We start from the raw sequence: 13,379 nt of genomic DNA, 5'->3' as shown, positions 1-13,379 counted from the left end.
CGAATTGCGGGACAGCCCTTGACCGGCAGTTGTACGCGCGGTGATCGTTCCGCGCGGTCGGGGTGTAGAACGCCGCTCGGGCTCTGGTTCGGGCACGCATGAGCAAGTCTCGGGAACACCGCTGACCCCATGGTCAGCGCATCACGCCGTGCCTGGCCGGGACCAGAGCATGTCTCCTCGATGCTCTGACGGGGGAGCTGGGCAATGGCTGTCCGTCTAGTCAGGCGTCCCAGGCGCGAGGGCGGTTCAGCTCTTCCCGTTCGGGCCTGAGCAGTGAGAACACGGCGAGGTCGTGGCGGCGGCCGCGACGGAGACAGGCGGCGCGGCTGATGCCTTCGTGTACGAAGCCGGATTTGGCGAGGACGGCGAGGGCGGGGGCATTGCTGGTGTGAGTCTCTGCCGTGAGGCGGTACAAGGGGAGTTCGTCGAACGCCAGGTCCACCAGAGCGTCGAGGGCGTCGGTGCCGTGGCCGTGTCCACGATGCTGAGCAGCCAGCATCAGCTCGACCTCCGCCGTGCCGTTGACGATGTCCTGGCCGCTCAGCGCAGTGTGGCCGACAGGGGTGCCGTCAGGGAGCAGAACGAGGAAGTCGTCACGATCGTCGTCGTCACTGTCACGCTCGATGCGCTCGCGCATCGCGGTGAGGGAGCGCGGCCAGATGCCGATTTCATAGGCGGATACCGGATCGGATCGCCAGCCGTGCAAGAGCTCGGCGTCGTCCATGTCGACTGCTGCGAGACCGACGGACTTGGCACGCCAGGAAACTTCCCTTTCAGCCTCTGCGTCATGCTCGGTGCCCGCGATCCCGGTTTCTTCGGTCATGGGGGGATGCTATGGGTGCCTTTCAAGCCGGGACCACCGGATTTCTCCGGTCAGAGGCCCAGCGCCGCCGTTCAACCGCCTTGGTCAACTACGTGCCCGGATGAGGAGGGCAGCGAGGCGGAGTGCAGCCCACCTCGACGGTGAATTCGACCACCCTAACGGGTTAATGCCCGACAGATCACGGGATAGTACATTAGGGATGACAACGAAGACGTCAAGTGACTGGGCGTCAGGTCTCATGTCCGGGCGCCCAACGCGGTTTGCCCAGTAACCAGGTACCCGTAGCAGAATAGCGAAGAAGGTCCGACAGGGCCGCTTCTGTCTCCCACCCCAAGGACATGACCGGCTGCGGGAAACGTAGCTGACATGACGATCGACGTCATGTCAGCAATGGTCCGGCGAGCAGTCCGCCGGACGGTCTCCTTCCGCTCCCCGGTCGCGCGGCCGACTTCAGGTCCGCCGGTATTCCTCAACGTGCCTGCACCGGACCGACTTTCATCCGTTTCGGCCGACGAGCCCGGCGCGCGCCACCCCCCTCGTGCGCCAACCGCCTCGATGCGGGCAGGGCGGTCACCACCACTGCCACCACCCCACCGTACATAAGGAGTTGACCCATGAGCGGATGCGGTTGCGGGCAGTCCCCCGTCGCCATCGGCGGCTGTCAGCCCTCCAAGCCGGCCTGTCCCCCCGCCGCTTGTCCCGGCTCCAAGCCGTGCGAGCACTGCGAGACGACCCCACTGCGCGACTCCGCGCCGTACCGGATCGCAGCGACCGCGAGCAGCACCGACCCGACGCCGTACTACACCATCGCCAACACCCATGCCGCGCTGGACCCTGTCGTCGTCCAGACCATCCTGAACAGCGGCACGGGCACGTTCCCGGCCGACGACGGGACGCACAACGGGCAGCACACCTGGCTCGCCGGCGTCGTGCACATCGATCCCACGGCGCTGCGCGGCAACCCCACCGGCGTCACGATCAGCGCCTCGGTCCATGTGCACAACGACGGCAGGAGCACGGCCTGCCAGCTCTACGGCCGCTTCGCCCTGTGGAACGGCACGACTCCGATCCGCACCGATCTCCTCGGCCCACCCGATCTGCCGGCGGGCGGTGACGACAACGGCGTCATCCCCCCGACCACCGTGCCCCTCGCGGACGTTCTCGCGGGAAAGATCGTCGTCGAGCTCAACCTGGAAACCGGCAACGACGACACCTGCCGAGTCGGTCCCAAGCGGTGGACCGTCGACAGCTTCGTCCTCACCGTCCAGGCGTCCTCCCCGGGCTGCGGCAGGCCGTTCCTCCGTACGACCTGCCGCGACTGCGATGGCACGGTCACCTGCACGACCGACACCCTCGACGGCTCGAATACTCCCTATGCCGCGGTCCCGCCGGTCATCCCGGTCGCCTCCTGCCAGGACGGATGCGCCACCGCCCGGCCCCCGTGCATCTCCACGGACCGGGGCAACGCCATCACCCGGGGCAGCGACGGTTGTCTGTACGCGCCCGACACGCCGGCTCTGGACCCGTCCCCGTGCAATGCCGCACGGAACACGACCGGTGGGCTGCTTGTGCCGCGGATCGACCTGACGGGTATCGCTCCCGGCGGCAACAGCAGCATCGAACGGTCGGTGGACATCGACGTCACCGGCACGCCCGGCTGCCCCGAGACGTGGGAGATCGGCGCCCGCCTCACTCCGGTGAGCGCGTTCCACAACGCCGAGCGGCAGAACGCCAACCTCCTGGCCCGGACCGGTACCGACGTCCCGATCCCCGAGTCCGACATCGTGCTTCCGGAAGCCGGGGTGTATCACATCGACAGCGATGTACGGTACGCGCTCGGTTCCGCCACCGGTGGCAGCGGCTACATCATCGGCTGGCTCCGGGACGAGACCACGGACACCCTCCTGACGAGCTTCACCCAGATCGCGGCGATCAACGCGGAGAGGCAGGAGCAGCAAGGCGGAACCACACACATCATGACCGAGTACACGGTCGCCTCCGGCCCCCGGACGGTCCGCCTGCACCTGATGTTCGTCCTCACCGGCGGCAAGATCTCCAACGCCGAGGCCGGCGGCACCGACAGCAACGGCGCAACCCGGATGCGCTTCCTCAAGGTCAGGGATTAGGAGGCCGCTTCGTTCGGTGAGTGTGAGTGTGAGTGGGCGTTGGCCGGGTGACGGTGTCGCGCTCGTAGACGCAGCCGAGCGCGACGATGCCCCGGCGGCCGTCGCGGCGCGCGCTGCTCGTCCTGACGAGCATCGGGGCCACTGCCGGCCATTGACCTCTACCGCAGGTGGCCCACGATCAGCACGCGCCCCGGAGCCGCGTCACCGGGCGGGGATCGGCTGAGTGAGGTTCACCGGGTTGCCGTCGGGGTCCTTGATGTGGGCGACGCGCTGTCCCCACGGCATGTCTTCGGGGCCTCCGCCGACCGAGCCGCCGAGCGCCTCCACCCGGGCGAGCGTCTCGTCGACGTCGTCGACACCGATGCTGAGCAGGATCCGCGACGCCGCCCCGGTCCCCAGGTCCGTCTTGGCCACCAGCCCGAGGTCGGTGTCGCCGATGCGCAGGCCGAGGCAGAAGGCGGCGCCTTCCTCCGGCACCCGGAAGATCTCCTCGGCGCCGAACAATTTCGTATAGAAGCCGAGCAGAACGTCCTGGTCGGCAGTCAGGATCACAGGCTGGATGGTGGACATGGCACTCCTGTCGAGAACGGTCGTGTCGCTGAGTAGACCGTTCGGCGACGGTGAACTCACCGGCGAGACCACCCCGCCGGACGATCGGCAGCACGGACTGCCGCCCACGACCAGCACAGGCACCCCGAAACGAGGTCACGCCACCCCGTTGACCAGTCACTTCAAGGTGGCGGAGCTTCCATGGGCAGTTCTGCACGCCAAGCGGAACGGCGAGGTCAGTGCCACTTGCTGCAGTAAGTCTTCCCGCTTGTCCAGGTGCACGCCCTGGCCTGCCAGGGCGACCCGTCGTAGATGGGGGAGTTGAACGACGCGGAGTCCTGGACACCGGCGTCCCCGGGGACGATGTACGTCTTGTTCACGTAGGGGTCCCACCCTGCAGAGGGATTGGTGGACCGGTCGAACCACACTTCCTGACCGGTGGAGCCGACGACCTTCCAGTGCGCGTACTCGTGGTGGTCGGAGTGGAGGTTGGTGTAGATCAGGATCAGGCCGTTCGGCGTGTACGTGACATCACAGAAGTAGCTGCCGGGCTTGAGGCTCCCGCACCCAGCAGCTGCGGCAGTCGGTCCGGTGGTGGCTACGAGGCCGGCGGCGACTCCGAGGGCGAGGGCGCAGCGCAGGGCGATGCTGGTCAGACGGCGCAAGAGAGACTCTCCTTTTAGGGGGATGTGCAGAGGAGCTCGGTGACGAATCGACCAGTACGGCACGGGTGGCGGCGTCATGGAGCGGAACCGGACGCGCGCCGACCAGCGGAAAGCGGAGGCTCTCCCCAGCTGGGAGAGCCTCCGGCAGGCGCACGTTCGCTCCCCGCTCCCCCCGATACTGCGGCGATCACCGTGCTGACAGAGAGTCTGCTCCGGGCATCACGGTGGTGTCGTTGGCGAGGAGTGCACGAATCCTTGTCTCTTCGCGCCCAGTGCTTCCGGGGGACCTTGCGTCGGCACTTCCTCGTGGCAGGTATAGATCAAGCCGTATCCCCGTTGTGTGCGTCGCGGGCGACCCGACGCTGGGAGCATGGCGCTCTCGTGGGAGATGCGGGAGATGAGAGAAGGGCGGCCTCACGTGGGCTTCACCGCGTTCGACACCACGGCTCTGTCTCCGGATGCGAGGTTCGACTGGTGGTGCGAGACGGTGAGCCGGAGCGTAGCCCCGACCCGAATCACGAGCGAATACGCGGCGGGCTTCGCAGGAACCACGGGTGCCCTGGTGACGCCTGCCGTGCAGATCACCACGATGTCCTTCCCGGGTCTCAGATCGGAGCGCACCCAACGGCTGATCCGACGATCGGATCCGGAGACCTACGAACTCGTCCTCGTCCTGGACGGGGCGATGGGAGTCTCCCAGTCACGCCGGGACATCCAGCTGTCCGCGGGCGACCTGACGGTGTGGAGTTCCTCCCGCCCCTACAGCGGGCTGGCCACCCTTGCCCCGGGAGCCGCCACCTCCAGCGCTGTCCTCATGCACCTGCCCAGGGCGACACTCCCCCTTCCGGAGCGCAGGATGGACGAGCTGCTCGCACAGCGGATGTCGTCCGCGACCGGCGTCGGAGCGGTGTTCGCGGACTTCCTGAAGTCTCTCGTCCGACAGGCCGCAACACTGGATGAACGGCATTGCGAACCGCTCGGTTCGGCGGCGCTGGACCTGGCGACAGCTTTTCTCGCCCATCATCTGAATGACTCCAGCCGCTTGTCGCCCCACGCGCGTCACCGGATGCTGTTGCGCCGCATCGACAGGTATATCGAGGACAACTTGCCCGACCCGGACCTCTCGCCCGCCCCTATCGCCGCGCACCACCAAATCTCGACACGGCTCTTGCACCGACTGTTCCAGGAGCGACGCGAGACGGTGTCCGCAGCCATACGCCGACGGCGGCTCGCACGCTGCGCCGCCGACCTCGTCGATCCGGACCTGTCCGCGGTCCCCATTCATGTCATCGGTGCGAGATGGGGGTTCACCGACCCCGCCCGATTCAGCCGGACTTTCCGTGCTGCGCTCGGTCACACTCCCAGCGACCACCGGCACTGCAAAGCCGCAGCGGCTTCGTCCGAGGCGGCACCGCACGGACGGTCGCGCTGACTTCTCCGCTTCTGGCGCCGCCCGTTGAGCGACCGGTGTCCCCTTGCAACGGGGGCAGTCATGCGGGAGGTGGCGCCACGGGATCCCGGTCCGGTTCAGGTAGAGATCCGCGGCCAGAAGGCCGCGTAGGTCGTGATTCGGTGGCCGGCCGCCGATCCGGCCCAGGCGTATGCGTCGGACGCGCGAAGCGAACGGTGCGCGGCGGAGAACCTCGGTCAGCCCGCCGACTCACCCGCGTGCGGGCTCAGCACACCCGCCGCCACCAGCGCGAACAGCGCGATGCCGAGCAGTACGCGGTAGATGACGAACGGCATGAAGCTCTTCGTCGTGATGAACTTCATGAACCAGGCGATGACCACGTAGCCCACACCGAACGCGATGAACGTCGCGAAGATCGTCGGACCCCAGGCCACATGTCCCTCGCCCGCGTCCTTCAGCTCGAAGACGCCGGAGGCCAGCACCGCCGGGACGGCGAGCAGGAACGAGTAACGGGCCGCGGCCTCGCGGGTGTAGCCCATCAGCAGCCCGCCGCTGATCGTGGCGCCGGAGCGGGAGACGCCCGGGATCAGGGCCATCGCCTGGCAGAAGCCGAAGATCAGGCCGTCCTTGATGCCCAGTTCCTTCAGGGACTTGCGCTCCCTGATCGCCCGGTGCTTGCCGCCGGTCTCGTCACGGGCGGCCATGCGGTCGGCGATGCCGAGGACGATGCCCATCACGATCAGCGTGGTGGCGATCAGCCGCAGGTCGCGGAAGGGGCCCTCGATCTGGTCCTTGAACGTCACGCCCAGTACGCCGATCGGGATGGAGCCGACGATGACCAGCCAGCCCATCTGCGCGTCGTGGTCGCTCCGCATCGCGCGGTTCGTCAGCGACTTGAACCACGCCCCGACGATCCGGACGATGTCCTTCCGGAAGTAGATGAGGACTGCGGCTTCCGTGCCGATCTGGGTGATGGCGGTGAACGCCGCCCCCGGATCGTGCCAGCCGGCGAACGCCGCGGTGAGCCGCAGATGCGCGCTGGAGGAGATCGGCAGGAACTCGGTCAGTCCCTGAACGAGGCCGAGGACGAAGGATTCGAACCAGCTCATGGGGCTTGGGCCATCCTGAAGTGATCATGCATCGTCCGACAGCCATGGGCGCCGTCGGCAGCGTGCGGATTGCGGTCATGTGAGGGCAGGGCCGCATGGGGCCCGGAGACCGTCTGTCGGTCGCGGGAAGCGTATCGCCCCCGGGTGAACAGGATTACGACAACCCCCGGCCGTACCCCCGCGTCACTCGGCACCCAGCCGGTGGCGCCTGCGCCAGGCGACGACGGCCGCGCCGGCACCGGTCAGCACGATGAACCCCATCGCGGCCAGGAACGCGGGCGACGTCGGCGACGAGGCCTCGCTGCCCGCCACGACGTACGCGGCCGTGTTGGGGATCGACCCCAGCCCGGTCGCGGCCAGGAACGGGGGATACCCCATGCGCGACACGGCGGCGCAGTAGTTGGCGGCGGCGAAGGGCACTCCGGGGAAGAGCCGCAGCGCCAGCATCGAGCGGAATCCGTGCCTGCTCAGCTGCCCGTCCGCCGCCCGCATCCAGCGCCCGCGCAGCAGCGTGCGGAGCGCGTCCTGTCCCAGCACCCTGCCGAGCCCGAACGAGATGCCCGCGCCCAGCACCGTGCCCGCCAGCGCCGCCGCCAGACCGGCCTGCGTGCCGAACAGCGCCCCGGCGGCGAGGTTGAGCAGCGGCCGCGGCACGAAGGCCACCGTGGACACGCCGTACGCGAGGCCGAAGAGCACGACCGCGGCGGCCCCGCCGCTCAGGTGGGCCGGCCAGCCGGAGGCGAGCAGCCGCTGGGGTTCGAGGAGCAGCATCGTCGTCGCGGCGGCCAGCAGCACCGCCACGAGCAGTGAGAGCCGGGACCAGGGCGAGAACAGCACCCTCGTGCAGCGCGCGGCGAGACCGGTGGCGGGCCGGGAGACGGAGACGGGGTCGAGCATGCGGGGAGAGTATCCGACACAAGGTGTGATCGTCGTAATGTGACCGTTATGAGCGACGGAGCCGAAACCGCCGGCGATACGCCCGGAGCCGCCCCCGGGCTCCCCGGCAGCGCGCTTGCCGACACCGTCCTGGAGCGCCTCACCGCGCTGTATCCGACGGCCGCAGACCCCGTGCGCGCCCGGTCCGCCGCCGCGTACATGAAGGACGTCGCACCGTTCCTCGGCATTCCCACCCCCCGGCGCCGGGAGCTGTCCCGCACCGTCCTGGAAGGCACCGCGCGTCCCGGTGAGGCGGACTGCGCCGCCATCGCGCTGCGCTGCTGGGAGCTGCCCGAGCGCGAGTACCAGTACTTCGCCGCCGACTACCTCCGCCGCCACGCCGCGCGCTGCTCGTCCGGATTCCTGCCGGTCCTGCGCCATCTGGTCTCCACCGTGCCCTGGTGGGACACCGTCGATCTGCTGGCGGCACATGTCGCGGGTCCGCTGGTGGCCGCGGACCCGGCGCTCCGGCAGGACATGGACGCGTGGATCGAGGACGACGACCCCTGGATCGTCCGCACCGCACTGCTGCACCAGCTGCGCTACAAGGAAGCCACCGACACCGGACGGCTCTTCGGGTACTGCCTGCGCCGGGCCGGGCACCCGGACTTCTTCATCCGCAAGGCGATCGGCTGGTCCCTGCGCGAGTACGCGAAGACCGACCCGGAGGTTGTACGCGACTTCGTCGACGGCGCCCGCGGGCGGCTGTCGCCGCTGTCCGCACGAGAGGCCACCAAGCACCTCTGAGGGGCGGGCGAAGAGCGCCGCCGCCGACTCCCGTACCGCCCGCCGTAAATCGCTCGACCGGCGCGCGGCCGTCCGACATGATCGAGGCATGTTCCGGTACGCCTTCCTCGCAGCGCAGTCCGCAGTCGCGGACGCGCCGAAGGCTGCCGCGAACGTCGCGGTCACCACGGCAGCAGCCGTCACCACAGCACTCGCAGCAGCAGTGTTCACCGCTGCGGCGGCGCCCATCGGCGGCGCCCGAAGCTGACCCTCCCCCGACAGTCCGGCGGACCCCGTAAGGGGAGGGTCGGCGGGGCCCTGGGGTCTTCTCTCTCAGCTTCGAAATCCAAGGAATGAGCCATGCCCAAGACGGCATACGTGCGCACCAAGCCGCACCTCAACATCGGCACCATGGGCCACGTCGACCACGGCAAGACCACCCTGACCGCCGCCATCACCAAGGTCCTCAGCGACCGCGGCACCGGCACGTTCGTCCCGTTCGACCGCATCGACCGGGCGCCGGAGGAGGCGCAGCGCGGCATCACCATCAACATCGCGCACGTCGAGTACGAGACCGGCACCCGGCACTACGCGCACGTCGACATGCCCGGCCACGCCGACTACATCAAGAACATGGTGACCGGCGCTGCCCAGCTCGACGGGGCGATCCTCGTCGTGTCCGCGCTCGAAGGGATCATGCCGCAGACCGCCGAGCACGTGCTGCTCGCCCGCCAGGTGGGCGTCGACCACATCGTCGTCGCGCTGAACAAGGCCGACGCGGGTGACCCCGAGCTGGCCGACCTGGTCGAGCTGGAGGTGCGCGAGCTGCTGTCCGCGCACGGGTACGGCGGCGACACCGTGCCCGTCGTGCGGGTGTCGGGTCTGCGGGCCCTGGAGGGCGACCCGCGCTGGACGGCGGCGGTGGAGGCGTTGCTCGACGCCGTCGACACCTACGTACCGATGCCGGTGCGCTACACCGACGCGCCGTTCCTGCTGCCGGTGGAGAACGTCCTGACCATCACCGGCCGGGGCACGGTGGTCACCGGCGCCGTGGAGCGCGGCACCGTCCGCGTCGGTGACCGGGTCGCGGTGCTCGGCGCGGACACCGAGACCGTCGTCACCGGTCTGGAGACCTTCGGCAAGCCGATGGAGTCCGCCGAGGCCGGCGACAACGTCGCGCTGCTCCTGCGCGGGGTCGAGCGCGACCGGGTCCGCCGCGGCCATGTCGTGGCCGCACCGGGCAGCGTGACACCGAGTCGGCGGTTCACCGCGCAGGTGTACGTCCTGTCGGGGCGGGAAGGCGGCCGGACCACCCCGGTCGCCACCGGCTACCGGCCGCAGTTCTACATCCGCACCGCGGATGTCGTCGGTGACGTCGACCTCGGCGCGGCGGCGGTGGCGCGCCCCGGTGAGACGGTCACCATGACCGTCGAGCTGGGCCGGGACGTACCGCTGGAGACCGGCCTCGGCTTCGCCATCCGCGAGGGCGGCCGCACGATCGGCGCGGGCACGGTCACCGGGCTGCTCTGAGCCCGGAGCCGTAACGGCGCGGCCGGGTCCGCCCCCGAACCCCACGGGAGGCGGACCCGGCCGTGCTCCGTGGTCATGAGCAGCCGGGCGGGCCCGCACAATGGGGGAGTGAACGAGTCGATACCGGTCGTCCGCGACGTGGACCGGGGCACCGCCAGACTGCTCCCCGACGTGGACCGGGAGCGGGCCTGGCTGCTGACCGTCGACGGGTCACCCCAGTCGTACGTCGACCTGGACGCGCCGGAACACCTGGAATTCGAGTACACGAGACGGCTCGGCCACGTCGTGGACTGCGCCGCCGAACCGGGCGCACCGCTCGACGTGCTGCACCTCGGCGGCGGGGCCCTCACCCTGCCCCGCTATGTCGCGGCCACCCGCCCCGGATCCCGGCAGGACGTCGCCGAGGCCGACCGGGGGCTGCTCGACCTCGTCGCCGAGTACGTGCCGCTGCCGGACGGCAGCGGGATCACCGTGCACGGCGTGGACGCCCGCGAGCATCTGGAGGCGACCGCACCCGGTTCCGTGGACGTCCTGATCGCGGATGTCTTCGGCGGCTCACGGGTGCCCGCCCACCTGACCTCCGTCCCCTACGCGCAGGCCGCGGCGCGGGCGCTGAGGCCCGGCGGGATCTACGCCGCCAACCTCGCGGACGGGGCGCCCTTCGACTTCCTGCGCCCGCAGCTGGCCACGTTCGGGTCCGTCTTCGCGGAGCTCGCGGTGATCGCCGAGCCGGCGGTGCTGCGCGGCCGGCGTTTCGGCAACGTCGTCCTCGTCGCGTCCCACACCCCCGTCGACACGGCCGCGCTCATCCGCCGTTGCGCCGCCGACCCGTTCGTGGCCCGCGTCGAGCACGGCGCGGCCGTGGCCGGGCTCGTCAAGGGCGCCAGGCCGGTCGGTGACGACGAGGCGGTCGACTCACCCGAGCCGCCCGACGGCTCCTTCGGCATCGGCTGACGCGGGTGTACTCCCGGCCACCACCTCGGCGGGGGCGGTCCGGCGCGTCAGATTGCGGACGTCCGGTACGAACAGCACCGCCCCGGTGACCAGGACGACCAGCGCGGCGCAGCCCCACAGTGCCTGACTGCGCCCGACCAGGGACTCCACCGGACCGGCGAGCGCGGTGGCGAGCGGCACCATGGCCACCGAGCCGAACCAGTCGTAGGCCGAGACCCGCGACAGCTTCTCCTCCGGGATCTCCTGATGCAGCGCCGTCATCCAGGACACGCCGAACACCTCGATGGCGGCCCCGCTGACGAACATCACCGCGCAGAGCCCGGCCGCCGGCAGCGGCACGGCGAGCCCCGCCGAGGGCAGTGCCAGCGGGAAGACGCAGAGCGTCCCGGCCAGCAGCAGCCGCCGCGGCTTCCACCGCATCATGAGTACCGCCCCGCCCACCGTGCCGACGCCGAACGCGGCCAGCGCGAGGCCCCAGGGGCGGGCACCGCCGAGCTGGTCCCGGGCGACCAGCGGCCCGTAGACCGCCTCGGCGGCCCCGACCGCGGCGACCACCACGGAGAACTGCGCCACGACGGCCCAGAGCCAGGTGCGGCCGACGAACTCCTGCCAGCCGTCCCGGAGATCGGCGAGCAGACCGCCACCGGGGGCACGCGAGGGGATGTGGCTGACGTCGAGGAAGGAGCGCAGAGCGCCGGCCACCGCGAAGGCGGCCGCGTCGATCGCCAGCACCCAGCCCGGGTCCATCGCCGCGATCATGGCGCCGCCCAGCGCCGCTCCGCCGATGGCGGCGCCCTGCACGGACATCCGGAAGAGGGCGAAGGCGCGGCTCGCCTGTTCGCCGCTGACGGTGGACATCAGCATGCCCTCGGCCGCCGGGCCGAAGAAGGCCTGCCCGGTACCGCAGAGCGCGGTGAGCACCATCATCTGCCACAGCCGGGCGTCCCCGGCCAGGACCAGCCAGGCGAAGGCGGCCTGCGAGAGGCAGTTGAGGGTGTTCGCCGCGACCATCACCCGGTGGCGCGGCAGCCGGTCCGCGACCGCCCCGCCGATCAGCAGGAAGAGCACCAGCGGCGCGGTCCTGGCGGCGGCGACCAGCCCGACGTCGCCGGCGTCGCCTCCCGACTCCAGAACCGCGAACGCCGCCGCGATCAGCGCGCCGTTGGTGCCCAGGCCCGTGATGATCGCGGCGGCGGTCAGCAGCCGGTAGTTGCGGCCCGCCCCGGAGGGGCGGGCCGACGGGGGTGCGAGGTCGGCGGCTGTCACCCAGGGACTATCGCCGCAGTGACCCCGCGGTGCCAAATGCTTTGCGGCGGAGCATCAGGGCTCGGAGATCTCCACCAGGCGCACCGTGCTCAGAATCTTCTGGATCGTCGAGTCGGGCAGTTCGTCGGGGACACCGGCGGCGCCGTACAGCACCCAGGAGGAGAAGGCGCCGCTGCTGTTCTTGAAGGTGAAGGCGATGGTCTTGCCGTCGCTGTCGCACTTCTTCTTCTTGGTGACATTGGGCGCCGTGGCGGTGACCAGGCTGCCGGTCAGACCCGCCTTGGTGGTGTACTGCTTCGGCTTGCTGATCTTGATGGTGCTCTTCGGCATGTGCTGGGCATAGGCCGCCCACGCCCAGGTGCCCGCCTCGTTCCTGGCGTTCACATCGGCGTCCGTGGCACCTTCGGCGCCCCGGGTGCCGGTACCGGCCAGGCTGGTGTTCTCCTTGGTGCCGTCGTGGTCGGCGTCGTCGACGCACCACTTGCTCTTCAGGTCGGCCGGCGCGGAGAAGCCGATGAGCGGCGAGCCGTCACCCTTCTTGTCGTCCTCGAAGAACGAGGAGACGCCGGGGCGCGAGACCTCCCAGTCGCCGGGCACGTCGAACTGTGTGCCCCACTTCGGGTTGGTCACCACCTTCCAGCCCGCGATGAGCGGCTTGGCGTCCTCGCCGGCACCGCGCGGGTTCTCCTCCGGCGACGCGGACTCGGAGGGCTTGGCGGGCGCGGACGACTTCTTGTCGTCGGCGACGTTCTTGCCGTCCTTGTCGTCGTCCTTGTTCATCACGACGACACCCGTGACCACGGCGGCGGCGACGACCGCGACCGCCGCGACGATCGCGACGACGGTCGTCCGCTTCTTGTCGTTGCCGGGCTGAGGCCCGCCGGGCGGACCGGCCACCGCGTACTGCGGAACGGTCGGCTGCTGGTACGGGTTGGGCTGCGGGTAGCCCGGCTGACCTTGCTGCTGCCCCGGCTGACCCTGCTGCGGGTAGCCGTAACCGGGCTGCTGCTCGGGTGTGCCCGGCTGTTGGTATCCCGGCTGCTGGTAGGGATTCGGCTGCTGGTAACCCGGCTGCTGGTACGGGTTCTGGTTCGGGTCCTGCGGGTTTTGCTCGCCCCCGGGCGGCTGCTGTCCTGGCCACATGGCGAGTAACGATAGAGGTGCGTCCTCCGGTCGGCTACGGCCGCCCCCGTGAGCGGTCGGTGAAGAACGGGATCAGGCGTGGGCCGGGTGATGGCGGAGGCATGGCCAAACACATCTACCCGTGAGTAACATCAAGCTCAT

General features: G+C 70.0%; 13 protein-coding genes and 1 pseudogene. 6 read left to right on the top strand and 8 right to left on the bottom strand.

The genetic code is table 11. The features are described from left to right. Positions 1 to 220: 220 nt before the first annotated feature. Positions 221 to 823 (bottom strand): GNAT family N-acetyltransferase, encoded by a 603-nt coding sequence (locus ACIQM0_RS10745; RefSeq protein WP_401285606.1) that lies wholly within the window; start codon positions 821 to 823, stop codon positions 221 to 223. A 614-nt stretch (positions 824 to 1,437) separates the two neighbouring features. On the opposite strand from ACIQM0_RS10745, the gene ACIQM0_RS10740 reads away from it, so the two are divergent. Continuing rightward, positions 1,438 to 2,949, top strand: a complete 1,512-nt coding sequence (locus ACIQM0_RS10740; RefSeq protein ID WP_401285604.1) for a hypothetical protein — start codon at positions 1,438 to 1,440, stop codon at positions 2,947 to 2,949. Positions 2,950 to 3,150: 201 nt separating this feature from the next. On the opposite strand, the gene ACIQM0_RS10735 is transcribed toward ACIQM0_RS10740, so the two are convergent. Both ACIQM0_RS10735 and ACIQM0_RS10730 read right to left on the bottom strand, forming a co-directional pair. Next, complete coding sequence (locus ACIQM0_RS10735) at positions 3,151 to 3,519, bottom strand: VOC family protein (RefSeq protein WP_401285602.1); 369 nt, start codon at positions 3,517 to 3,519, stop codon at positions 3,151 to 3,153. Positions 3,520 to 3,734: 215 nt separating this feature from the next. Beyond that, the gene (locus ACIQM0_RS10730; RefSeq protein ID WP_401285600.1) at positions 3,735 to 4,163 is read right to left on the bottom strand and encodes a hypothetical protein; all 429 of its coding nucleotides are present in this window, start codon (positions 4,161 to 4,163) and stop codon (positions 3,735 to 3,737) included. 418 nt (positions 4,164 to 4,581) lie between these two features. Here ACIQM0_RS10730 and ACIQM0_RS10725 point away from each other — a divergent pair, with 418 nt between their 5' ends. Next, positions 4,582 to 5,595, top strand: coding sequence for a helix-turn-helix domain-containing protein (locus ACIQM0_RS10725; RefSeq protein WP_401285599.1), 1,014 nt, complete (start codon positions 4,582 to 4,584; stop codon positions 5,593 to 5,595). 51 nt (positions 5,596 to 5,646) lie between these two features. Here the strand turns inward: ACIQM0_RS10725 and ACIQM0_RS10720 are convergent. The 3 genes and pseudogenes from ACIQM0_RS10720 to ACIQM0_RS10710 all read right to left on the bottom strand — a co-directional run. Further along, positions 5,647 to 5,745, bottom strand: a pseudogene (locus ACIQM0_RS10720) (transposase); the annotation flags it as partial. A 65-nt stretch (positions 5,746 to 5,810) separates the two neighbouring features. Next, positions 5,811 to 6,683 carry an undecaprenyl-diphosphate phosphatase gene (locus ACIQM0_RS10715; RefSeq protein ID WP_401285597.1) on the bottom strand — a complete coding sequence of 291 codons (873 nt, stop codon included), beginning with the start codon at positions 6,681 to 6,683 and terminating at the stop codon, positions 5,811 to 5,813. 183 nt (positions 6,684 to 6,866) lie between these two features. Beyond that, positions 6,867 to 7,580, bottom strand: coding sequence for a TVP38/TMEM64 family protein (locus tag ACIQM0_RS10710; RefSeq protein ID WP_401285595.1), 714 nt, complete (start codon positions 7,578 to 7,580; stop codon positions 6,867 to 6,869). 48 nt (positions 7,581 to 7,628) lie between these two features. Between ACIQM0_RS10710 and ACIQM0_RS10705 the strand changes: the two genes are divergently transcribed. From ACIQM0_RS10705 to ACIQM0_RS10690, 4 genes are all read left to right on the top strand, one after another. Beyond that, positions 7,629 to 8,366: a DNA alkylation repair protein gene (locus ACIQM0_RS10705; protein WP_401285593.1), complete on the top strand. Its 738-nt coding sequence runs from the start codon at positions 7,629 to 7,631 to the stop codon at positions 8,364 to 8,366. Positions 8,367 to 8,454: 88 nt separating this feature from the next. Beyond that, positions 8,455 to 8,613, top strand: coding sequence for a hypothetical protein (locus ACIQM0_RS10700; protein WP_401285591.1), 159 nt, complete (start codon positions 8,455 to 8,457; stop codon positions 8,611 to 8,613). A 92-nt stretch (positions 8,614 to 8,705) separates the two neighbouring features. After that, positions 8,706 to 9,875, top strand: a complete 1,170-nt coding sequence (gene tuf, locus ACIQM0_RS10695; protein WP_401285589.1) for an elongation factor Tu — start codon at positions 8,706 to 8,708, stop codon at positions 9,873 to 9,875. A gap of 108 nt (positions 9,876 to 9,983) precedes the next feature. Further along, positions 9,984 to 10,829, top strand: coding sequence for a spermidine synthase (locus ACIQM0_RS10690; RefSeq protein WP_401285587.1), 846 nt, complete (start codon positions 9,984 to 9,986; stop codon positions 10,827 to 10,829). Here ACIQM0_RS10690 and ACIQM0_RS10685 read toward each other — a convergent pair. Both ACIQM0_RS10685 and ACIQM0_RS10680 read right to left on the bottom strand, forming a co-directional pair. Next, positions 10,791 to 12,095: an MFS transporter gene (locus ACIQM0_RS10685; RefSeq protein ID WP_401285585.1), complete on the bottom strand. Its 1,305-nt coding sequence runs from the start codon at positions 12,093 to 12,095 to the stop codon at positions 10,791 to 10,793. The genes ACIQM0_RS10690 and ACIQM0_RS10685 overlap by 39 nt on opposite strands. Positions 12,096 to 12,149: 54 nt before the next feature. Continuing rightward, positions 12,150 to 13,238, bottom strand: coding sequence for a hypothetical protein (locus ACIQM0_RS10680; protein ID WP_401285583.1), 1,089 nt, complete (start codon positions 13,236 to 13,238; stop codon positions 12,150 to 12,152). Between the last annotated feature and the right edge of the window lie 141 nt (positions 13,239 to 13,379).

This window comes from Streptomyces sp. NPDC091387 (genome assembly GCF_044756945.1).
GTDB lineage: Bacteria > Actinomycetota > Actinomycetes > Streptomycetales > Streptomycetaceae > Streptomyces.
The sequence above is the reverse complement of the archived record's forward strand: the minus strand, read 5'-3'. Positions and strand labels throughout refer to the sequence as shown.